16 protein-coding genes are annotated in these 21,874 nt (G+C 66.9%); 5 read left to right on the forward strand and 11 right to left on the reverse strand.

Translation table 11 applies throughout. The features are described 5' to 3' along the window. Nucleotides 1-36: 36 nt before the first annotated feature. From rad50 to NO360_RS11585, 4 genes are all read right to left on the reverse strand, one after another. Nucleotides 37-2,769 (reverse strand): DNA double-strand break repair ATPase Rad50, encoded by a 2,733-nt coding sequence (gene rad50 / locus NO360_RS11570; RefSeq protein WP_256307964.1) that lies wholly within the window; start codon nucleotides 2,767-2,769, stop codon nucleotides 37-39. Further along, nucleotides 2,770-4,179, reverse strand: coding sequence for a DNA double-strand break repair protein Mre11 (gene mre11, locus NO360_RS11575; protein WP_256307965.1), 1,410 nt, complete (start codon nucleotides 4,177-4,179; stop codon nucleotides 2,770-2,772). 25 nt (nucleotides 4,180-4,204) lie between these two features. Next, nucleotides 4,205-4,741: a DUF7966 family protein gene (locus NO360_RS11580; RefSeq protein WP_256307966.1), complete on the reverse strand. Its 537-nt coding sequence runs from the start codon at nucleotides 4,739-4,741 to the stop codon at nucleotides 4,205-4,207. Between the two features lie 64 nt (nucleotides 4,742-4,805). After that, nucleotides 4,806-5,069, reverse strand: coding sequence for a helix-turn-helix domain-containing protein (locus tag NO360_RS11585; protein WP_256307967.1), 264 nt, complete (start codon nucleotides 5,067-5,069; stop codon nucleotides 4,806-4,808). 180 nt (nucleotides 5,070-5,249) lie between these two features. On the opposite strand from NO360_RS11585, the gene pan1 reads away from it, so the two are divergent. Further along, nucleotides 5,250-6,467 carry a proteasome-activating nucleotidase Pan1 gene (gene pan1 / locus NO360_RS11590; protein WP_256307968.1) on the forward strand — a complete coding sequence of 406 codons (1,218 nt, stop codon included), beginning with the start codon at nucleotides 5,250-5,252 and terminating at the stop codon, nucleotides 6,465-6,467. A gap of 46 nt (nucleotides 6,468-6,513) precedes the next feature. On the opposite strand, the gene NO360_RS11595 is transcribed toward pan1, so the two are convergent. The 3 genes from NO360_RS11595 to NO360_RS11605 form a co-directional block, all read right to left on the reverse strand. Further along, the gene (locus tag NO360_RS11595; protein ID WP_256307969.1) at nucleotides 6,514-6,957 is read right to left on the reverse strand and encodes a DUF7346 family protein; all 444 of its coding nucleotides are present in this window, start codon (nucleotides 6,955-6,957) and stop codon (nucleotides 6,514-6,516) included. Between the two features lie 89 nt (nucleotides 6,958-7,046). After that, nucleotides 7,047-7,424, reverse strand: coding sequence for a DUF7322 domain-containing protein (locus NO360_RS11600; RefSeq protein ID WP_256307970.1), 378 nt, complete (start codon nucleotides 7,422-7,424; stop codon nucleotides 7,047-7,049). Between the two features lie 135 nt (nucleotides 7,425-7,559). Next, nucleotides 7,560-7,748, reverse strand: a complete 189-nt coding sequence (locus tag NO360_RS11605; RefSeq protein ID WP_256308546.1) for a DUF7331 family protein — start codon at nucleotides 7,746-7,748, stop codon at nucleotides 7,560-7,562. 147 nt (nucleotides 7,749-7,895) lie between these two features. Here NO360_RS11605 and NO360_RS11610 point away from each other — a divergent pair, with 147 nt between their 5' ends. The 4 genes from NO360_RS11610 (at nucleotide 7,896) to sufD (ending at nucleotide 16,863) form a co-directional block, all read left to right on the forward strand. Then, nucleotides 7,896-13,085 carry a DNA polymerase domain-containing protein gene (locus tag NO360_RS11610; protein WP_256307971.1) on the forward strand — a complete coding sequence of 1,730 codons (5,190 nt, stop codon included), beginning with the start codon at nucleotides 7,896-7,898 and terminating at the stop codon, nucleotides 13,083-13,085. Between the two features lie 158 nt (nucleotides 13,086-13,243). Further along, nucleotides 13,244-14,158, forward strand: coding sequence for an ABC transporter ATP-binding protein (locus NO360_RS11615; RefSeq protein ID WP_256307972.1), 915 nt, complete (start codon nucleotides 13,244-13,246; stop codon nucleotides 14,156-14,158). A gap of 58 nt (nucleotides 14,159-14,216) precedes the next feature. After that, a complete protein-coding gene (gene sufB / locus NO360_RS11620) occupies nucleotides 14,217-15,647 on the forward strand; it encodes a Fe-S cluster assembly protein SufB (RefSeq protein ID WP_256307973.1) in 1,431 nt (476 codons plus the stop codon). Nucleotide 15,648: 1 nt separating this feature from the next. Further along, the gene (sufD, locus tag NO360_RS11625; RefSeq protein WP_256307974.1) at nucleotides 15,649-16,863 is read left to right on the forward strand and encodes a Fe-S cluster assembly protein SufD; all 1,215 of its coding nucleotides are present in this window, start codon (nucleotides 15,649-15,651) and stop codon (nucleotides 16,861-16,863) included. Between the two features lie 55 nt (nucleotides 16,864-16,918). Here the strand turns inward: sufD and NO360_RS11630 are convergent, their stop codons facing one another. The 4 genes from NO360_RS11630 to NO360_RS11645 are packed head-to-tail and all read right to left on the reverse strand — an operon-like array spanning nucleotide 16,919 to nucleotide 21,855. Next, the gene (locus NO360_RS11630; protein ID WP_256307975.1) at nucleotides 16,919-19,981 is read right to left on the reverse strand and encodes a DUF7286 family protein; all 3,063 of its coding nucleotides are present in this window, start codon (nucleotides 19,979-19,981) and stop codon (nucleotides 16,919-16,921) included. Further along, nucleotides 19,981-20,901: a DUF7284 family protein gene (locus NO360_RS11635; protein WP_256308526.1), complete on the reverse strand. Its 921-nt coding sequence runs from the start codon at nucleotides 20,899-20,901 to the stop codon at nucleotides 19,981-19,983. The genes NO360_RS11630 and NO360_RS11635 overlap by 1 nt, the downstream gene beginning before the upstream one ends. Further along, entirely contained in the window at nucleotides 20,898-21,398 is a 501-nt protein-coding gene (locus NO360_RS11640) for a DUF7285 family protein (RefSeq protein WP_256307976.1), read from the reverse strand. Before NO360_RS11640 ends, NO360_RS11635 begins: the two co-directional genes overlap by 4 nt. Continuing rightward, nucleotides 21,376-21,855 carry a DUF7283 family protein gene (locus tag NO360_RS11645; protein WP_256307977.1) on the reverse strand — a complete coding sequence of 160 codons (480 nt, stop codon included), beginning with the start codon at nucleotides 21,853-21,855 and terminating at the stop codon, nucleotides 21,376-21,378. The genes NO360_RS11640 and NO360_RS11645 overlap by 23 nt, the downstream gene beginning before the upstream one ends. Nucleotides 21,856-21,874: the final 19 nt, after the last annotated feature.

Raw genomic sequence — 21,874 nt, forward strand, 5'->3', positions numbered from 1 at the left:
CGAGCACACGCGGCGGCGGACTCGGATCCGGCGATGTCAGTCGTCGGCGCTCGACTCGATAGCCGAGAGCGACGCGTCGGCGACGCGGTCGACCGACGAGCGGTTGCTCGTCGGGTCCTTCTCGACGGTCACGAGGTCGTCCGCGGCGGCGACGAGGTCGTCGTCGTGGCTCACGGTGAGGATCTGCGCGACGCCGAGGCGGCGCATCTCCTCGACGAGGTCGACCAGCCGGGAGACGTGCCCCGAGTCGAGGAACACCGTCGGCTCGTCGAGGATGAGCGGCGGCATCGGCGCGGCCCCCTCGATGCCCTCCGCGAGCAGGCGGTAGATCGCACACCGCAGCGAGAGGTTGAACAGCGCGCGCTCGCCGCCGGAGAGCTGTTCGGGGTCGAGCGCGGTACCGTCCTTCTGGAAGACCGTCAATTCGTACTCGTCGTCGAGACGGATGCGCGAGTAGGCGTCGTTGCCGTAGACGAGGTCGAACGTCTCGTTGAGCATCCGTTCGAGCGTCTCGACGTTCCGGCGGCGGAGATCAGCGCGCAGGGAACCGTACGTCGATTCGAGGGTCGAAATCTCCTCGTGCAGCGAGTCGAGGGCGTCGACCCGCTCGGCGAGACGCGCCCTGTCGTCTCGAAGCGATTCGAGTTCGGCGAGTTCGCCCTTGACGCCGCCGATGTCGTTCTGGAGCGCGTCGCGTTTCTCGCGGAGTTCTGCGAGCTTCTCCGCGACCTTCTCCAGGTACTCCTCGGCTTCGGCGCTGTTCGCCTTCGCCGTCTCGATCCGCTCCTCGTCGACCGCGTCGGCGAGCTCTTCGCGGCGCTCGCGCTTCTCCTGGAGGAACTCCCGTCGCTCGTCGTTTCGCTCCTCGATCGACCGTCTGCGCTCTCGGAGCCGGTCGATCTCCGCCTCGGCCTCGTCGATCTGCGTCCTGAGCGTCTCGACCCGACCGAGGCGCTCGCGCGCCGATTCGAGGGCGCCGAGGTCGTCTTCGAGCGAGTCGACCCGCGTCGCGGCCTCGGCGGCCGCCTCCGACTGCGACTCCGCGGCCTCGCGCTTCGCTTCGGCCTGTTCGTCGAAGTCGGCGGCGTCTTCCCGGAGCGATTCGGCCTCCGCGCGGCGTTCGCTGGCGGTCTCGCGTGCGTCCTCGATACTGCTCTCGATCAGCGAGCGCTTCTCCCGGAGGTTCCCCAGGCGCGTCTCCGCCTCGACCAGCGACTCGGCCGTTTCGAGATCCGCTTCGAGGTCGCGCTCACGCTCCCGCAACTCTTCGAGGTCGGCTTCGAGCGTCTCGATCTCCGCCTCGTACTCGCCGATAGCGTCGACGTGCGGCGACTCTTCGACGGGCTGGCCGCACTCCGGACACTTGCCCGCCTCGCGGAGTTCCCGCGCCTCCTCGAGTCGGTCGCGAACCGACGCCAACTCCGCCTGCGCGGTCGCGATCCGCTCGCGAGTCTCCCGCAGCGACTCCTGCACCGAATCGCGGTGCCCGGTCGCCTCCCCGGCCGCGACGGGCGCGTCGTCGAACCGCTCGCCGATCGATCCGATCTCGTCTTCGACGGCGTCTAACTCCTCGCTTCGCTCCTCGACTCGGGCCTCAGCGTCCGCGGCGGTCGACTCGGCCTCCTCGGCTCGCTCCCGCGCCTCCGACGCGCGCGACTCGAACTCCTCGGCCCGCTCCGCCAACTTCTCGGCCTGGTTCGACAGCATCGTCTCGCGCTGACGGGCCTCCTGCAACTGCTCGCGGATCGCCTCCTCCTCCTCGTCGAGCGCCTCGCGACGGCTCTCGATGACCTCTGCATCGATTACGCCGGCGTCGATCGTCGCGCCAGACTCGGGGGCGTCGCCCGCGACCTCGCCGAGGTCGGTCTCCGCGACCGCCGCGTCGAGGTCGGCTTCGAGCCCGTCGATCCGGTCGCGTGTCTCGACGACTTCGTCCCGGATGTCCTCCCGCTTCGACTCGTCCGCCCGGATCGTCTCGCGCAGGTCGGCGATGTCGTCCTCGAGGTCGTCGAGTTTCTCCCGCGTCTCCTCGTACGCCGAGATCACCTCCTCGGCGTCGGCGAGCGTCTCCTCGGCGTTCGCCTCGTTCTCCTCGAAACGCTCGATCTCGGCGTCGACGTCGGCGAGTTCCGTCTCCAGGTCGTTCAGCCGCGCGTGGAGGTTCGCGTCCTCCTTGGCTTCGATCTGCGACTCCAGTTTCGAGAGCGCGCCCCGCTTCTCCGAGCGGACGTCCTCGACGCCGAGGCGGGCCTCACTGGCCCGCTCGCGGTACTCTTCGAGCTTCCCCAACTGGAGGAGGTCGTCGATGGTGTCCTGCCGCTGGGCCGGCGTCGCGTTGATGAGTTTGTTCACCTCGCCCTGGCGGACGTACGCGCAGTTGACGAACGCCTCCGCGTCCATTCGGAGGAGATCGGTGACGAACGAGCGGACGTCCGTCGCGCCGTCGACCGCCACGTCGGGACCTTCGAGCGTGCAGGTCGTCGTGCTCATCCGCTCTCCCGAGCGCCGCAGTTCTCGCTGGATGCGGTACGTCTCGCCCGCGTGGGCGAACTGCAGCGACACCTCGGCCTCGTCCTCGCCGGTCGTCACGACGTCGTCGAGCGTCTCGTCGAGCGCGCGAGCGCCGTACAGCGCGAAGAAACAGGCTTCGAGCAGTGAGGACTTGCCGCTGCCGTTCAGCCCGTGGATGACGGTGACGCCGTCGCGGAGGTCGAGTTCCGCGTCCGCGTACGGCTTGAAGTTCCGCAGCCGGATTCGCTCGAAGCGCATCTAGAAGTCCCCCATCGTGACTTGCCCGTCAGTAGTCCCTGGGTCTCCCGTTGAATCGTCGTCGGGATCAGCGCTCTCTGTCTCGGTGTCGTCGGCGGCGCTTTCGGTGTCGTCGACGTTTTTCGCGTCATCGCTGTCCTCGTCGTCTGCGCTTTCGGTGTCGTCGTCGTTCTCGCCATCAGTATCATCGCCATCACCGCCGCCGGCTAGGTCGCTGGTTTCGTCCTCGGCGTCGCCGACGTCCGAAGCGTCGGGTGCCGGTGAGAACGCGTCGCGATCGGCTTCCAGGAGGTCAGACACCCGCTCTTCGACGACGTCGCGGACGTTCGAGTCGGCGGTCTTGCTCGCACGGATCGTCTCGTCGACGTCCAGCGCGGCCGACGAGAGGCCCAGTTCGCGGACGCGCTCCTCGACGGCGTCGTCGGGGTCGGCGAAGGAGACCTCGAACGACGCGTCCGCCTCCTGCTCGCGACGGTCGGTGACGCGGGCGACGAGCGCGCCGCGCTCGGTGAGCGACTCCTCGATCGACGCCGGGGTCACGGGATCGCCCTCGCCGGTGACTTCGACGACGACGACCGCGTCCTGGACCTCGTGCTGGCGGAGTTGCTCGTGGACCCGTTCCGCGCCCTCGCCCTCGGCTAACTCCACCGAGACGAAGACGAACGGGCGCGTGTCGAGCGTCCGCCGTCGGATGTCGACGGCGGCGGCGTCGCCGTCGGGTCGCTCCGCGTCGCCGTCCTCGTCGTCGTCGCCGAACGTCACGAGGTTGTACCCGCGCGCCTCCTCCTCGGCGGCGCTGGCGCGCTCGGTCGACCCGCAGTAGGTCACCCACGCCCCGTCGACGGTCTCGACGCCCGGGGCGTGGTTGTCGCCGAGGAGCATCGCGTCGAAGTCGACGTTCGCGCGCTCCAAGACGGTCTCGGTCTCCCAGTCGGCGTGGGCGAACGGGGTGAAGAGCCCGTGGCTCACGAGCGCGGCGCGATCGACGTCGTGCGGTTCGAAGTCGTAGTCGAGGTCGTCCCGGCGCGACTTTGGGACGTGGTCCAGGCCGTAGAACGCCGTGTCGCCGACGATTCGGGGTTCCGCGCCGAGTCGCTCGCCCAGCCCCAGGTCCTCGAAGAGGTCGAGCCACTGGCCGCCGCGCGTCGACTCGTGGTTGCCGACGACCGCCAGAAACGGGATGTCGGCCTCGCTGAGTCGGCGGAGCACGCGGATCGTCCCGAGGAGGTCCCGGAGTTCCGGCCGCCGGTCGTGGAACAGATCGCCCGCGTGAACGACGGCGTCGACGTCGGCGTCGACCGCGTCGTCGATCACCTGCGCGAAGGCGTCGAGGAAGTCCTCGCGGCGCGCCGGCGAGTGATACTGCTGGTACCCGAGGTGGGTGTCGCCGGTGTGGATCACCCGTGTCATCTGCCAGGACCTTGAGCGCAGCGTCCTAAAACCGTTCCGCGAGCGGGGCGGAAGTGGTCGCGTCGCCGGTGGGAGACGGCGTCGAGTCGTCGCCGCGGGGCTCTCGAAGGTCGTTCGCCCCGGTCAAGGCGGCATCGAGGTCGCGGAGGACCGCCCGCGCTCGACGCCCCCGCTGCGCGAGTCGCGGGGAGCCGCGGCGCGCGGCCGTTGCGACCGCGTCGTCGAGCGCGGCGCGTCCACCGCCGAGCAGAAAATCTCCGGCGGTCCGTGCACAGGAGACGGCGCGTTCGGCGTCGTCGACGGTTCGCTCGGCGTCCGCGACGAGGCCCTCGCCGTCTCCGAGGTCCGATTCCAGGCGGTCGGCGTCGCGGCCGGCGTTCCCGGTGCCGCTGGAAGTGTGAGGCGACGCAGCTCCGTCCGCCGATGTAGACTCGTCTGCGGGTGGAGATCCGTCTGCGGGCGTGGTCTCCGCTGCGGACGTCGACCCGTTCGCGAGCGCACGGAGCGACCGGCGGACTGACTCCGGGGACGGTTCGGGGGCGGCGGGCTGAGACTCGGTCACGGCGGGAGTGGCGTCGCCTCCGTACTTGAACCTCAGGCCGCCGAACGCGACCCGGGTGAGTCGCTCACAGATCGAGCGTGTACAGCCGCTTTCGGGCGTCGGTGAACGAGAATCGGGAGTCGACGACGCCGGCGTCTTCGAGCCGGGAGAGCGCGTACCGGACGGTTCGCGGCGGCAGGAGCGTCTCCTCGGCGAGTTGCGTCTGCGTCAGCGTCTGGTTGTAATCGAGTACCTTCGCGACGAGTTTCGCACTCGGCGGCATCTCGCGGACCGGGTCCCAGCGGTCGGTCGACTCCTCTTCGGGCGCGAGTGCCTCGGTAGTGCTCATTTGTGATTCTCACTCTGGGATGTAGCTTGATAATATTTTCTGTATCAATTTATTACTTTTGGGCATCAAAATCGCATCAGCCGTCCGGTGTCGAGCGCCTCGAACCGGGCCGCGAGCTCGGTCACCGCTAGCGTTTCTCCCACCCGAAGTCTCTTATGAAGCCGTGACCTACGGAGGGTGATGACTGACACTGTGGACGACGTCGAGCTCCCCTACGACGAGGAGGCGGCGTCGCAGCAGGAGAAGATCCAGGCACTCAGAGAGCGTCTGGATATTCTCGAGTCCCAAAACGAGGAGATGCGGGACAAACTTCTGGACGCGAACGCCGAGAACAACAAGTACCAGCAGAAGCTGGAACGGCTGACCCACGAGAACAAGAAGCTCAAGCAGTCCCCGCTGTTCGTCGCGACCGTACAGGAACTCACCGACGACGGCGTCGTGATCAAACAGCACGGGAACAACCAGGAGGCGCTCACCGAAGTGACAGACGAGATGCGCGAGGACCTCGAGCCCGACGCGCGCGTCGCCGTCAACAACTCGCTGTCGGTGGTCAAACGCCTCGACAACGAGACCGACGTCCGCGCCCGGGTGATGCAGGTCGACCACAGCCCCGACGTCACCTACGGGGACATCGGCGGTCTCGAAGAGCAGATGCAGGAAGTGCGCGAGACCGTCGAGATGCCGCTCGAATCTCCCGAGATGTTCGAGAAAGTCGGCATTCAGCCCCCGTCGGGCGTGCTGCTCTACGGGCCGCCGGGGACGGGCAAGACGATGCTCGCGAAGGCCGTCGCCAACGAGACCGACGCCACCTTCATCAAGATGGCCGGCTCCGAACTGGTTCACAAGTTCATCGGCGAGGGCGCGAAACTCGTTCGCGACCTCTTCGAGGTGGCCCGCGAGAACGAGCCCGCGGTCCTGTTCATCGACGAGATCGACGCCATCGCCTCCAAGCGGACGGACTCGAAGACCTCCGGGGACGCCGAGGTCCAGCGGACGATGATGCAACTCCTCTCGGAGATGGACGGCTTCGACGAGCGAGGTGACGTCCGCATCATCGCCGCGACGAACCGCTTCGACATGCTCGACGAGGCGATCCTCCGCCCCGGCCGCTTCGACCGCCTCATCGAGGTTCCCAAGCCCGGCCACGAGGGTCGCGCGATCATCTTCCGGATCCACACCCGCGATATGAACGTCGCCGACGACGTCGACTTCGAACGGCTGGCGGAACTGACCGACGACGCCTCGGGCGCCGACATCAAGGCGATCTGCACCGAGGCGGGGATGTTCGCCATCCGCGACGACCGCACCGAGATTTCGATGGCCGACTTCGTCGAGGCCTGGGAGAAGATCCAAGCCGAAGCCGTCGACGAGGGAACCGCGAGCCGCGCGTTCGCCTGATCGGTTCGCTGCCGCTTCCGCTGCCTCTCCGATTTTTTCCTTTTCGCTACGCGGACTCGCTTTCGTCGCCGACGCGCAGCGCCGCGACCGCGCGCTCGGTCACTGGCGTCGCGTCGTACCCGCGCTCGCCGTGAACGGTCGCCTCGTCGATCAGCCCGGCCGCGCGGAACTCCGCGAGGAGGCCGTGTAAGTCCGATTCACAGAGGTCGTAGGCGTCGAGTAGTTCCACGACCGAGAGCGGCCCCCGGTCCGCGAGCTCGACGAGCAGCCCCAGCGAGCGGTCGTCGTGCGCCGCGGAGACGACCCGACGGACCGGCCCGGGAATGCCGGCGGCCGCAGTCGAGAGCGGCGGTTCCGCCGCCTCGAACCGCAACTCCTCGTTCGGGCGGTACCCCTCCGCACCGGTCTCGGGGTCGCGAACGAGGCTGGAGTCCGTCGAGCGCTTCACGAGGAGGAATCTGTCGCCGTCGGCGTCGCGGACGGTCTGCATAGCCGGGAGGTGGACTGACGAGCGTTTAGGCGTTGCGCTGATCCGCGTTCACGTCGACGGGGCAGGCGAACCGCGATTCAACCGGGGGTCTACGACTCCCCATCGGGAGCGTCCTCGCCCGCGTCGGCGAACTCCGTCTGGTACGTCCGATAGAGGTCGTACGTCCGGTACAAGGCGAACAGACCCACGCCGACCGCGCCGCCGCCCCACCCCCACTGCCCCCGGAACGCCACGAGAAGGAGTCCGATACTGATCCCGGCGAGCGCGACGTTCGCATAGACGACGGTGACCCAGAACAACTTCGCGAGGTCGCCGTCGATTTCGAGGCCTGCGCCCTCCTCGTCGGCGTCTTCGCCGGGAATGTCGACGGCGGGCACCGAGACGAGGTCCTCCTCGGGCGCGCCCCAGCGCGCCTCGGGGTCCGGTTCGTCGGGTTCGTCGGGCCACTCGTCGAAGTCGCTCGGCACGCTCGGAGGGAGGAGAGGAGACCGCAAAAACGGTTCGTTCCGCCCGGCGCGGGTGCTGTCCGTCTGCGAACGTCGAAAACACGACCGCGGCCCGTCGAACCTCCGTCCGACGGTAGTAGCTGTGCGCCGCGAGTATCAGCAGTGCTCCGTGAGGGTCACCGTCCGCGCGGCTTCGACCCACGCGAGCGGGTTCTCCGGGTCGTAGAACACGACCCCGCCGTCGACGTCGTAAGACTCGACCTCGGCGAGTCCGCTCGCTTCGCCCATCCGCGCCGGTGCGGGTGGCGACCGATCCGTCCGCTCGGAGTCTGCAGGGTCGACCATCGTGAATCGTGGTAGGAAGTACCATAGTATAGGTCTTGTGCTCGGGTCAATACGCCCCGAACGCCGGTCACCCCCGGGCAGGTATGCCGAACGGAGCGGTCGGGTGCAATGCCGAACCTTTTACTCGGCTATGCCGAAAGCGACGCTATGAAACAGGCAGGGCTCACGGACAACTGGAGCGGCGGCGGGGACGACGCCGCCGAGGGTTCCCGGCCCGACGAGGAGGCAGTCGCCGTCGCCGGCAACGGCAGCCAGCACGTCTCCGAGGTCGTCGACGCCGAGGACATCCGCTTTCCCGACGCCGACGGCACGGTCGAACTGATGGTGACGCAGGTGAACTACTCCATCGAAGGGAGCGGCAACAGCGAGTACCCCGTGCTCCACGTCTTCGGCCGGACCCGCGACAACGAGGTCGAACACGTCCGTGTACTCGGGTTCGAGCCCTACTTTTACGCGCCGACGGAGGCGCTCGACGACGACAAACTCGACAAAGACGTCATCACGCGCACCGAGGACGGGTTCGAGAGCATCCGCGGCGACGACCTCACGAAGATCTGCACCCGGACGCCGCGGGACGTCGGGCAGATCCGCGACGAGTTCGAGCACTACGAGGCGGACATCCTCTTTCCGAACCGGCTGCTGATCGACAAGGACATCAAGAGCGGGATCCGCGTCCCCGAGCGTCGGCTCGGAGGCGACGACGAGAGCGGTAAAAAAAGCGAAAACGGAACGATCCAGATCCCCCACGACGAGATCGAACCCGTCGCAGTCGACGCCGACCTCCGCGTGAACACCTTCGACATCGAGGTCGACGACCGCTCGGGCTTCCCGGAGGAGGGCGAGGAGCCGATCGTCTGTCTCACGAGTCACGACTCCTACCGCGACGAGTACGTGGCGTGGCTCTACGACGCCCCCGAAGCCGGCGAGGGCGTCGCTTCCCCGGAAAACCTCGCCGACTACGAGCCGCTCCGAGAGGACACCGAGATCGACGTCCGAACGTTCGAGCGCGAGGACGAGATGCTCGACGCGTTCGTCTCCTATATCGAGGACACAGATGCAGACGTGCTGACGGGGTGGAACTTCGAGGACTTCGATATGCCGTACCTGCTGGACCGGATGGAGGTCATCGATCCGACCTCCGAGTACGACCTCAACCCCGACCGCTTCTCCCGGATCGACGAGGTCTGGCGCAGCGGGTGGGGCGGTCCGAACGTGAAGGGCCGCGTCGTCTTCGACCTGTTGTACGCATACAAGCGTACGCAGTTCTCCGAACTGGAGTCGTACCGCCTCGACGCCGTCGGCGAACTCGAACTCGACGTCGGCAAGGAGCGATACGCCGGCGACATCGGCGACCTCTGGGAGCAGGAGCCAGAGCGGCTGCTCGAGTACAACGTCCGCGACGTTGAACTCTGCGTCGAGATCGATCGCAAACAGGACGTGATCGCCTTCTGGGACGAGGTCCGCACGTTCGTCGGCTGCAAACTGGAGGACGCGACGACGCCCGGCGACACCGTCGACGTGTACATCCTCCACGAGGCGCACGGCCGCTTCGCCCTCCCGTCGAAGGGACAGGCCGACGCCGAGGACTACGAGGGCGGTGCCGTCTTCGATCCGATCACCGGGGTCAAAGAGAACGTGACGGTGCTCGACCTGAAGTGTTTCAGCGGCGATACCGACGTGCTAACCCCGGACGGTGCGAAAAATATCAAGGAGCTGGCGATTGGCGATCCTGTCTATACGCTGAACCCAGAAACACACGAGTGCGAGGTGAAGCCTGTGGTCGAGACGCACGCCTACGAGAACTCCTTCGGGGAACTGCATCATCTCTCGGGGAACACGCACGATCTCAAGGTTACGGAGAACCATCGGTTCCTGGCATCGAAGACGCGCGGTTGGGATGACCTCGGGCCGGAGGATTTCGACTTTTCAGAGTATCGCGATCTCACGGATACCGAACGGTATGCGTTCCCCTCACACGAACCGATGGACGGGAGGACACCCGAAACCTTCGACCTCGCTGGAGCAGTCGACGACGGACACGTCGTCGTCTACTCGGACGACGACCTGCGCTCGTTCCGAGCCGCAATGCCCACAGCAGTACAGGAGAAATTGGATTTGGCACACGGGTCGTCCGGGGCGATGGGCGTCCAGAAGAAGATCGGAAAGTACCTCCTTCCGATCGAGTGCTACCGCGAACACAGGAATCTAATCGACGAACACGCCGATGACGTGTTTCTGAAATTCGACCGGGGTCACCGCGAGACGCCGGTCACCTTCGAGATGGCAGACTGGTTGGAATTCCTCGGCTGGTTCGTCACCGAGGGAAGTATCGACCGAAGTGCGGGTCGGGTTACCCTTCATCAGAGCGACAATGAGGGACGTGACGCGATTCGGTCGCTGCTGACGCGGATGGGAATCAATTACAACGCCGACGATCGGGGCTATAACGTCTCGAATCGGTTCCTCCTCGAATGGCTGAGCGAACACTGTGGGGAAGGATACGCTACCAAGCAACTTCCCGAGTGGGTGTTCGAGTTGGACGGCGAACTCCTGCGTACACTCCTCGATACGCTCGTTGCGGGCGACGGAAGCGTCACCGAATCCGGACTGCAACAGTTCTGGACGAAGAGTGAACGCCTCAGGGACGCGATCACCGATATTGCGGTACGTTGCGGGGAAAAGCCGACCGTGTCGAAGCAGTCGGACGGTACGTGGTACGTCTCGATCGGCAAGCGTGGATCCTTCCAAAAGTCGATGAACGGGTCCGTCGAACCCCACGACGGCGAGGTCTACTGCGTGACGGCCGAGGACAACCACGTCGTTCTAGCCGGGCGAAACGGACACTACCAGTGGGTCGGACAGTCTCTCTATCCGATGTGTATGGTGACGATCAACGCGTCGCCGGAGACGAAGGTCGATCCCGACGAGTACAACGGCGAAACCTTTCAGGCCCCGAACGGGACGCACTTCCGGCGCGAACCCGACGGCGTCATCCGCGAGATGATCGACGACCTCCTCGCAGAGCGCGAGGAGAAGAAGTCGCTGCGGAACGAGAACGATCCCAACACAGCGACCTACGAGCAGTACGATCGACAGCAGGCAGCTGTCAAGGTCATAATGAACTGCTTCACGCCGGATACGGACGTACTCACGCCCGACGGCGTCCGCAACATCCGCGATCTCGACGTCGGCGACGAGGTCTACTCGCTCGATCCGGAGACGATGCGGATGGAAGTGAAGCCGGTCGAGGAGACCCACGAGTATCCAGAGTACCGAGGAGAACTCGTCGACATCCAGACCAGTAAGACCGACTTCCGCGTGACACCGAACCACCGGATGCTGGTCAGAAAGAACTCGAAGAACGGCGCGACGTGGGACGATTTCCGATTCGTCGAGGCGGGCGACCTCGATTCGTCTTCGCACTACGAACTCCCGCACGAGTGGACAGTCGAACACGGGGACCGAATCGACGAGGTCGACCTCACCGAACTACTCGGCGAGGACGAAGAGTACGAAGTGTGGGTCCGCCCGTCCGTCCACGGCCACACGTTCACCGCGGAGTTGGGATGGACACCTCGACGCGTTCCGAAGGCGGACGTCGGACAGACCGGCTACGTGCTCACCGCCGAGGAGTTCGAGGAACACCGAGAGTACATCGAGTCCGTCTGCGAGAACAGTTTCATCCACCGTGAATCGGGAAGGAAGTGGATCCCGCGGACGTACGACGGCGACGACTTCCTCGAACTGCTGGCGTGGTACGTCACCGAGGGTAACGTGTACACGTCCGAGGAAAAGCAATTCGGCGAGAATCGCCGAGGGTCGTCGACGACCGTCAAGATCGCACAGAACGCAGTTGCGGACGGCGGAGAGACGGCGCGAGACGATCACGCGCGGATCGGTGAACTGCTCGACCGGATGGGCTTCGACTGCTACGTCGACGACCGAGCGTATCAGTTCACCTCGAAGCTTCTCGGGGATCTGTTCGAACGTCTCTGCGGTGCGGACAGTTTCGAGAAACGGATTCCCGATCTCGTCTTCGACACCGCCGAGGAGCAGAAGCGCCGCTTCCTCGACACGCTCGTCGCGGGCGACGGCGACCGGCAGGTGAGCTCGTGGCGATACACGACGTCGAGCGAACGACTCCGCGACGACGTGCTCCGACTCTGCGCCCACCTCGGGGAGACGGCGAGTTACAACCGCGACAGCGGGTCGTGGCGGATCTACTGCACCGAGGACGCGAAGAACTCGTTCCGGATGCACCGCAGCGGCGGACGAAGCACTGCGGACGACGGCGTCTACTGCGTGACAGTAGCGGACAACCACACGCTGCTGGCGGGACGAAGTGGGAAGTTCCAATTTGTCGGCCAGTCGTTATATGGCGTTCTTGGGTGGGATCGATTCCGGCTGTACGACAAGGAGATGGGTGCTGCCGTCACTGCAACGGGTCGTGACGTGATCGAGCACACCGCCGAGTCCGCGGGCGAACTTGGCAAGGAAGTGATATACGGGGACACTGACAGCGTTATGTTGGAACTCGGCGGCGACGTCTCCAAGGAGGAGGCCATCGAGCAGTCCTTCGAGTTGGAGGAGCACATCAACGACTCCTACGACGAATTCGCCCTTCGGGAGCTCGACGCCGCCCACCACCGCTTCCAGATCGAGTTCGAGAAGCTCTATCGCAGGTTCTTCCAAGCGGGCAAGAAGAAGCGCTACGCCGGTCACATCGTCTGGAAAGAGGGGAAAGACGTCGACGACATCGACATCACGGGCTTCGAGTACAAGCGCTCGGACATCGCGCCGATCACGAAGGAAGTGCAGAAGCGCGTCATCGAGATGATCGTCTACGGGGAGGACAACGACACCATCGCCGACTATCTGAACGGGATCATCGAGGACTTCGAGACCGGCGAGGTCCCCGTCGAAGACATCGGCATCCCGGGCGGGATCGGCAAGCGACTGGACGCCTACGACACCGCGACGGCGCAGGTCCGCGGCGCGAAGTACGCCAACGAGTTCCTGGGAACGAACTTCGGCCGCGGGTCGAAGCCGAAACGGCTCTACCTCCGGAAGGTCCACCCTTCGTGGTTCCGGAAGATGGAGGACGAGAAGGGCTTCGACCCGCAGCGAGACGCCCTGTACGGCGAGTTCAAGCGCGATCCCGACGTCATCTGCATCGAGTACGACGATCAGCTCCCCGAGGAGTTCGAGGTCGACTGGGACAAGATGCTGGAAAAGACGCTCAAGGGACCGATCGCACGCATTATCGAGGCGCTCGGAATGTCGTGGGACGAAGTGAAATCGGGGCAGGAACAGACCGGACTCGGCAGTTTCGTGTAACCCCCCAGAGTCCCACCGTCCGCCGATCGAGCGACGTAGCCGAAACTGGTTTCGTGAAACGCAAATAATTTTTGTCGACAGTAAAGCGACGAGTGGGGAATGCGTAACCATTATGGGCGCAAGAGCCCACTTTAGCGATACGAGGCAACGAAACAACGATGGCTACACTGGAAATCAAGAACCTCCACGCGAGCGTGGCGGAGGAAGACGGCGAACAGATTCTTCGTGGTGTCGACCTGGAGGTCAACTCCGGGGAGATCCACGCCCTGATGGGACCGAACGGATCCGGGAAGTCGACGACGGCGAAGATCATCGCCGGTCACCCCGCCTACGAGGTAACCGACGGGGAAGTACTTCTCCACCTCGAAGACGACGAGTTCGGTGACGTCGATATCCCCGCGGACAAACGCACATGGAACCTTCTGGAACTGGAGCCGAACGAGCGCGCGGCGCTCGGCATCTTCCTCGGCTTTCAGTATCCCGCGGAGATCGAAGGCGTCACGATGACCAACTTCCTGCGAACGGCGCTCAACGCCAAACTCGAAGAGCGCGAAGAACTCTTCGAGGACGAAGACGAGGAGGAAGCCGAGGCCGACGAGGACGAAGAGGGCTATGAGACCTCGCCGATGGAGGGCCCCGCCGACGAGGGCGAGATCGGCGTCGCCGAGTTCCAAAAGCTCCTCAAGGAGAAGATGGAGCTCCTGGATATGGACGAGAAGTTTATGCAGCGCTACCTCAACGCCGGGTTCTCCGGCGGCGAGAAGAAACAGAACGAGGTGCTGCAGGCGGCCATCCTCGAACCGTCGATCGCCGTCCTCGACGAGATCGACTCCGGGCTGGACATCGATCGCCTGCAGGACGTCTCCGAGGGGATCAACGCCCTCCGCGACGAGCAGGGCACGGGCATCCTCCAGATCACCCACTACCAGCGGATTCTCGAGTACGTCGAACCCGATCACGTCCACGTGATGCTCGACGGCAAGATCGCCAAGAGCGGCGACGCGTCGCTTGCCGAGGCCCTCGAAGACGAGGGGTACGACTGGGTCCGCGAAGAAGTCTACGAGACGGCGTAACTATGTTCAGTTACGCATACTCTGATAAGCAACGAACCGTAACTACACACCACACACAATGAGCTCTGAACAAGACCACCTCAAAGAGACTGACACCGAGGCCCGCTTCGACTTCAAGAAAGAGGAGTCCTCGGCGTTCCAGACCGAGAAGGGCCTGACCGAAGAGACGGTCCGCGTCATCTCCGAGGACAAAGACGAACCCGAGTGGATGCTGAACCGCCGGCTCCGCGCGTTGAAACAGTTCCAAGAGATGCCGATGCCGACCGACTGGCCCGGCCAGCCGGACCTCTCGGAGGTCGACATCGCCGAGATCGTCCCGTACATCCGCCCGGACGTCGACGTCCGCGCGGGCGTGGACGACTGGACCGAACTCCCCGACGAGATCAAAGACACCTTCGACAAACTGGGTATCCCCGAAGCCGAGAAGAACGCCCTCTCCGGCGTCGGCGCGCAGTACGAGTCTGAGGTCGTCTACCAGAACATGCAGGAGCGCTGGGAGGAGAAGGGCGTCATCTTCATGAATATGGACGAGGCGGTGCAGAAGCACCCCGACATCGTCCGCGAGCACTTCATGACGAAGTGCGTCCCCCCGAGCGACAACAAGTTCGCCGCGCTGCACGGCGCGGTCTGGTCCGGCGGCTCGTTCGTCTACGTCCCCGAGGACGTCACCGTCGAGATGCCGGTCCAGGCGTACTTCCGGATGAATTCGGAAGGGATGGGCCAGTTCGAGCACACGCTCATCGTCGCCGAGGACGGCGCGGAGGTCCACTACATCGAGGGCTGCAGTGCGCCCAAGTACTCCGCGTTCAATCTGCACTCCGGCGGCGTCGAGGTCTTCGTCGGCGAGGACGCGCACGTCCAGTACTCGACCGTCCAGAACTGGTCGAAGAACACCTACAACCTCAACACCAAGCGCGCCCTGGTCGAGGCCGGCGGTCGGATGGAGTGGATCTCCGGCTCGATGGGCTCGAAGGCGACGATGCTGTACCCCTCGACCGTGCTGAAGGGTCCGGGCGCCTCCGACAACCACATCACCATCGCCTTCGCGGGCGAGGGCCAGAACATCGACACCGGCGCGAAGGTCTACCACAACGCGCCGAACACGAAGTCGACAATTGAGTCGAAGTCGATCTCGAAGGACGGCGGTCGTACCAATTATCGAGGACTGGTCCACATCGCCGACGGCGCCGAGGACTCCTCGACGTCGGTCGAGTGCGACGCGCTGATGTTCGACAACGAGTCGACGTCGGACACGATGCCGTACATGGAGATCAACGAGTCGAAGGTCGACGTCGCCCACGAGGCGACGGTCGGAAAGATCGGCGACGAGGACGTCTTCTACCTCCAGTCGCGCGGTCTCGACGACGACGACGCCAAGCAGATGATCGTCTCGGGCTTCATCGAACCGATCACCGAAGAGCTCCCGATCGAGTACGCGGTCGAACTCAACCGCCTCGTCGAGCTCGAAATGGAGGGGAGCCTCGGGTAATATGAGCGGCGCACAACTCCCCGCAAACCTCTCGGCGCAGACGGTTCGAGAGATCGCCGAGAAGCGCGACGAACCCGAGTGGCTGCTCGACGCGCGACTCGACGCGCTGGACGCGCTCGAATCGCTGGACCTTCCCGACGTCATCCAGACGCCGGGCCGGCGCTGGACGAACCTCGAGGCGCTCGACTTCGAGTCGCTGGTCGATCCGCTCGATCAGGCCGACGAGACGGAGCGCACGTCCGACGAGGGCGTCGAGGTGCTCACGTTCACCGAGGCGCTCGAGGAGCACCCCGAACTCGTCGAGTCCGCGTTCGGATCGACGATCGATCCCCAGGAGAACTACCTCACGGCGCTGTCGGCGGCGCTGTTCACGACCGGCACCGTCGTCTACGTCCCCGAGGGCGTCGACGCCGAGGACGTGACGATCCGCGCGGAGATGAACTCCCGCTCGCTGTTCAGTCACACGCTCGTGCTCACCGAGCAGTCCTCGTCGGTAACAATCTTAGAGAGCATCGAGTCCGGTGCCGAGAGCGACGCCGACGCCCGGTACTTCTCGAACCTCGTCGAGATCGACGCGGGCGAGAACTCCTACGTGCAGTACGGCTCGCTGCAGGACCTCGACGAGGACACCTACAGCTACTCCCTCAAGCGCGCCGACGTCGGCACCTACGCGACGGTCAACTGGATCGAGGGCAACCTCGGGTCCCGGCTGACCCGCTCGGACGTCGAGTCCGAACTCAACGGCGACTCCGCGGAGACGAAGATCGTCGGCGCGTTCTTCGGCCACGGCGGCCAGCACTTCGACGTCAACGCCCGCGTCTGGCACAACGCCGAGAACACGACGGCGGATCTGGTCACCCGCGGCGTCCTCGACGACGAGGCGCGCTCGGTGTACGAGGGCGTCCAGGACGTCGGTCGCGACGCGTGGAACACCTCCTCGTACCAGCGGGAGAACACGCTGATGCTCTCCGACGAGAGCGAGGCCGACGCGTCGCCGAAGCTGATCATCCACAACCACGACACCGAGGCGTCGCACTCGGCGACGGTCGGACAGGTCGACCAGGAGGATCTGTTCTATATGATCTCGCGATCGATCCCGGACCACCAGGCACGGAATATGCTCGTCGAGGGCTTCTTCGTGCCCGTGCTCGAAGAGATCGAAGTCGAGGAGTTCCGCGACGACCTCGAAGAGCTGATCGCCGCACGACTCCGGTAACGGCGATCCCCCGCTGATTTCGGTTTCGTTCACGCTGTTTCCGTTCCCGCAACAGCTATTCCCGCGGACACTGGCCGGTCGGCGTGACACAGCGCGGCCCCGGCGACGGGTCGCTCCACGCCACGGAGCGCTCGTCGGTGTTGCCGTCGGTGTCGCCGACGCCGAGTTTGCCCGGCGGCACGACGGCGACGGCGACCGTCCGCACGCGGAAGTCGACGCGTTCGCTCCGCCCCAGCGACTCCGCGACGCCGTCGGCGTCGACATCGAGTGCGACTGCAGAGCCGTCGCGGACGTACGTCGACTCGCCTCCCTGGATGCCGACGGCGAACCGGCCGTACGCGCCGCGGGATTCGACGATCCAGAGGTTCGCCGTGGCGACCCACGGGCTGAGCGTCGGCGAGATCGGGAGGCCGGCCGGGATCCCGCCGACGGTGCCGTTCGTCGCGCGGGAGATTCCCCTTTCGGTGGCGCGCTCGGCGGCGCTCGTCGCTTCCCGCTCCACGAACTCCCGCGTCGATGAGACGGCGTCGTCGACGGCCGACTCGGGGACGCGAACGCGATCGGACGTCGCGACGCGGCGGAGGTCGACCCGCAGCGCCACCCGGATTCGGTCCTCGGCGACGGCCGCGGACCCGCTCCGCGCTCTCGGACGCGCCTCGACCGCGACGGACGCCGTCTCGCGGGCCAGCGACCCGTCCGTGGCCGCGACCGCGCGCTCGCCGGGACCGTCGAACCGGGCGAACGCGCGGCGCACGACGCGCCTGCGTTCGTCTCGTGCGAGCGAGGTCTCACGGGCGAGCGTCCGTATCGCCACGGCGCGGACGTCGGACATCGAGGCCTCGACCTTCGTTTCCAGGACGTTTCGACGGTCGCGGAGCGTCGGGTCCGGGTGCGTTTCGAGCATCCGGTCGGCGGCGACGAGCGACTGTCCGGCCGTGTGTAGCGAGACGCGACCGGGGTCGCCGAAGAGCGTCCGCGTGACGAGGTCGGCGGCGTCGCCGTACGGGACGCTGAAGACGTTCACGTTCCTGACCGCGAGGCCGACGTATCGCTCGTCGTCCGCGACGCCGTCGACGAGCGTCCCCTCGACGGGGGCCGGCGCGAGGTACGCGGGGTCGCCGTCGGGAATCAGCGTCGTCTCGCCGCGAGCGCCCTCGGGTCCGCCGAGGTCAGTCCGCGGCGACGGCGCTTCGGGGGTGAGTTTCGCGAGGTCGTTCACCCGCGAGGCGACGAGTCCCTTCGCAGCCAGCGCGCGGTCGATGCCGGCGTTCTGGGCGCGTGTCTGTCCGGCGCGGGCGTCGAGGCCGGCGAGTACCCGGTCGAGGTACGCGGCGCGAGCGGCCACGCGGGTCCGGTCGGCGACCCCGTCGTACCGGCGCGGGGCGTCGAGGAGTCCCCGACGTCGGTCGCGAACCAGCGCGGCGAGGCGCGCCGCGCCGTTCGCGTGGCCGGTCGCGGCGTCGCTGGCCGCCACCTCGACTGAGAGGTCACGCACGCGGTCCCGGAGGTCGGCGACGTCGGCGTAGATCCACGCGTCGAGGTCGGCGGGGCGGTCCCCAGTTATGCGCTGCGAGGCGCTCGTTCGACCGCCGGTCACGGCCCTTCGAGCGACGGCGTCGGGACCGCCGAGATCCGAGACGAGGGCCCGACTCGTCGCCCCGGCCTCTCGCAGATTCGGCCCGTCGATCGCGCCGCCGGAGTCGAACAGCGGTCGGACGGAACGCGTCGGTGCCCGGCTCCCGTCGAGTCGGCCGGTTCCGGTGATCCGAACGCGGTGGACGTCTCGCCACGATGCGCTCGTCGTCCGCGGCGTCTCGTTGACCTTCTCCCACGTCCGCTCGACGTGCCACCGCTCGGTGACCCGCCGGGTAGCCGCGTAGAGCCTCCGCGATTCCGTCCCGGTCCGCGAGATCCGTCGCGTACTCCAGCCGCCGCTCACCGAGACCTCCTTCGAGGTGTCCGAAGACGCGAGCGTCCAGCCCGACCCGGGCGAACGCGGCGACGGCCGGCGCTGGTTCCTGATCGTCCGGGTGCTGGCTCGAACCGAGACCGTGGCCTCGTAGCCCTCGCGCCGGACGGATTCGAGACTCTCGGCGCCGTTCGTTCCTCGAAGCAGTTCCAGAAACGCCTCGTCCGCGGTCCCATTGACGCCCACGGAGACGGTTTTCGTTGCCGGAAGCGAGCCGGTCGTGGAGTCGGAATCAGCCCGCTCTGCCGAATTCGGATCCGGGAGTTGCCCCGTGACCGCGGAGACGACTCGCGGGTCCGTACGCGGATCGAGGACGTCGGTGACGCCCGTCTGGAGAGTCGCCGCGCGGACACCCGCGGCCGCGTCGGGGTCGCTCCGACCGAAGGCGGCCCGCTGCGCGTCGAGCAGTCCGGCGTTCGTCGACAGCGCGACGTGGCGGTTGGCGACGACGTTCGAGATGGGGAGTCCCCCGTACTGACCGAGCCCGCGGGCCTGCGCCATCGCCGTGACGCCGACTGTCGTCCGGCGAGCCAGTCCCGGGGCCTCGATCGGACCGGCGTCGAGTCGCCCCTGGAACGCCTCCGTCCGATCGTGGAGCGCCAGGACGGGAACGCTCACGGTAACGCTCCGATCGACCCGGCGGGAGTCGAGCGTGCGTCCATCTCGGTCGACCTCCAGTTGGAGACCGCGGATCGTCGCCCGGAGCTCGGTGCCGTCGTCGACGCCGGCGATCGAGACGCGATCGATCGCCGCCGGGACGCTCTCGACCGACTGTCCGAACGACGCACGGGCGACACTCGCTCCGCGGCGATGTTCGACGGGCCCGATCGCCTCGCGGGCGGCGAGGAAGATCCGCAACCGGAGGTAGCGGCGGAAGGTGTCGGGGCCGTCGAGTGCCGATCCGGCGTCGGTGTCGGCCGCGAGCGTGACCGGATCCCGCGCGGCAGCCGTTGCGGCGTCCCGGACGGCGACTCTGAACGCGGCGGTCGCCTCGGCGTCGACACGGTCGGCAGCGACGTCTGCGCTTCGGTCCACTGGCGAGGGCCCGGGCGTCGCGAGCGACACCGCAAAGGTCGAACTGCCCACGAGCAGCAGGACGCCGACGAGCGCGAACGGGATCCGGCCGCGGTCGTCGTCGGCGAGTCGCATCAGCGCACCCCCGAAGACGGCGACCAAGTTCTGACGACGACCCGAACGGACGCGACCGAGACGGCGTCTGCGGCGGCCCCGGGAGTGTCGTATCGAGCGCGGAGATCGTCGGTGACGCGCGGGGCGAGCACCGCCGCGAGCCGTTCGTTCGCCGCCTCCGTGTCCTCGGTCGCGAGCGGCTCCGCGAGCGACGCGTTCGTCTCGGCTTCGAGCCGGGCGTAACGGTGCCGAACCAAAGCGGCGGCCGGATCGTCGCCGCGGAGGGTGATTCGCGCCGGACCGGGCGGGAGGAGCACCGCGACGGTCCGCTCGGCGACGGCGGCACCGAGCGACTCGAAGGTGGTTCTCGCCGACCCCGGGACCGAGTCGACGCCGGTCGGGACCACGAGCGTCGCGGCGTGCACGCCGTCCGCCGGCGGTGCCGGTCCGACGCCGACGGACCCGCCGACGGGTGCGCCGGGGTACGGCCGCCAGGTCGCGTCGACGCGCACGGTCGCGCCGGTCCGAGCTCGAACCGCGTCGCGGACGCCACTGCGGAACGATGCGCGAGTCCGCGTGAGCGGTGGGATGTCGGCGGAGGACGCTCCCGTGTTCGGACCGACGCTCGACGCCAGGTCGACGCCGCTCGTCGCCGTGGTCGCGCGGGCGAGCAGGCCGGCGAGGCTGCCGTGTGCCGTCCGGTCGAGTTCGGGCGAGTCGAGCGCGATGGCGGGGCGATCGGAGGCCGCCCCGCTCGCGGCCATCCCGCGCACGCCGGGCGCGAGCGAGTAGTCGACCTGCGCCGTCGTCGTCGCGAGCGCGTCCGCGACGGCGTCGGCGTTACCGGACGTCGCCGGCGGCGACTGCTCGACGGTGATCAGGCCGACGACGGCCGCCGAGACGAGAAGGAGGAACACGACCGCGTCGATGGCGGCGTTCATCGCCACACCCAGACGTCGAGCGTTCCCCAGACGACGTCGCCGTCGCCCATCGAGACGCTCACCGGGCGGTCGGCGTGATCGATCGCGACGCCCGCGGACTCGGGGGGCCGGCGGCCGTTGGTCCACCGTCCCTTCGGCGTCGTTACCGCGACGGCGACGCGGTAGCCGTCCGGCGTGGCCGGTCCCGCGCTCGGCAGTCCCACCGGCGAGAGGACGCCGCCCTCGCTCGCGTCGTCGTACACTCGTTCGAGCGTCGGTTCGGCGAGCGCGTTCTCCGTTTCGCCCGGCGTCACCGCCCCCAGCGTTGTCGCGTACAGCGAGAGACCGGTGCAGACCGCGAAGAGCGCGATCAGGGCCACGACGGGCGTGGTCTGCGCCCGCGACGTGCCGCGCCCAGTGCCGCGGGCCGCTTCGGTATCGATTGCGTCGCGTGTGGCGGCGACGAGCGCGGCAAACGCAGCACGCGACAGCGGCTCACGCGTCGACGAGGACGACATTTACTCCCTCCCAGGAGAGGCGGCGGACGATCAGGGTTCGGTCCACGGTGCGCCACGGAGCGTCGGTCGCGTTCGCCCGAGCATCGACGACAGCCTGTCTGAACGCATTCGGCGAGTCGAACACGCGCTCGGGCGGCGTCCCGTAGAGGACGTCACGCAGCGGTGAATCGTCGACCGGAACCGGCGTGACCGCTCCGAACGACAGCGTGGTGTGTGCCGTTCCCGACGCCGAGCGGAGTCCGATCCGACGCGTCCCGAGTCTGACTTCGTCGGCGTCGAGCGGATGTTCGGCGGTGGCGGCGTACTCCGCGGCGGCGACACGGTCGATCGTCGCGCCGGCGGCCCCGGCGTCCGGCGGCGGTGCCGTCGGAAGGCCGGCCGCCGCGCCGACGAGCGCGACGCCCGCGAGCGACAGCCCGATCCAGCCGTACCACGCGTCCACCGTGAGTTCGAACATAGCCCCCCTGGTCCCGTGT

Source organism: Halobellus litoreus, assembly GCF_024464595.1.
GTDB lineage: Archaea > Halobacteriota > Halobacteria > Halobacteriales > Haloferacaceae > Haloquadratum > Haloquadratum litoreum.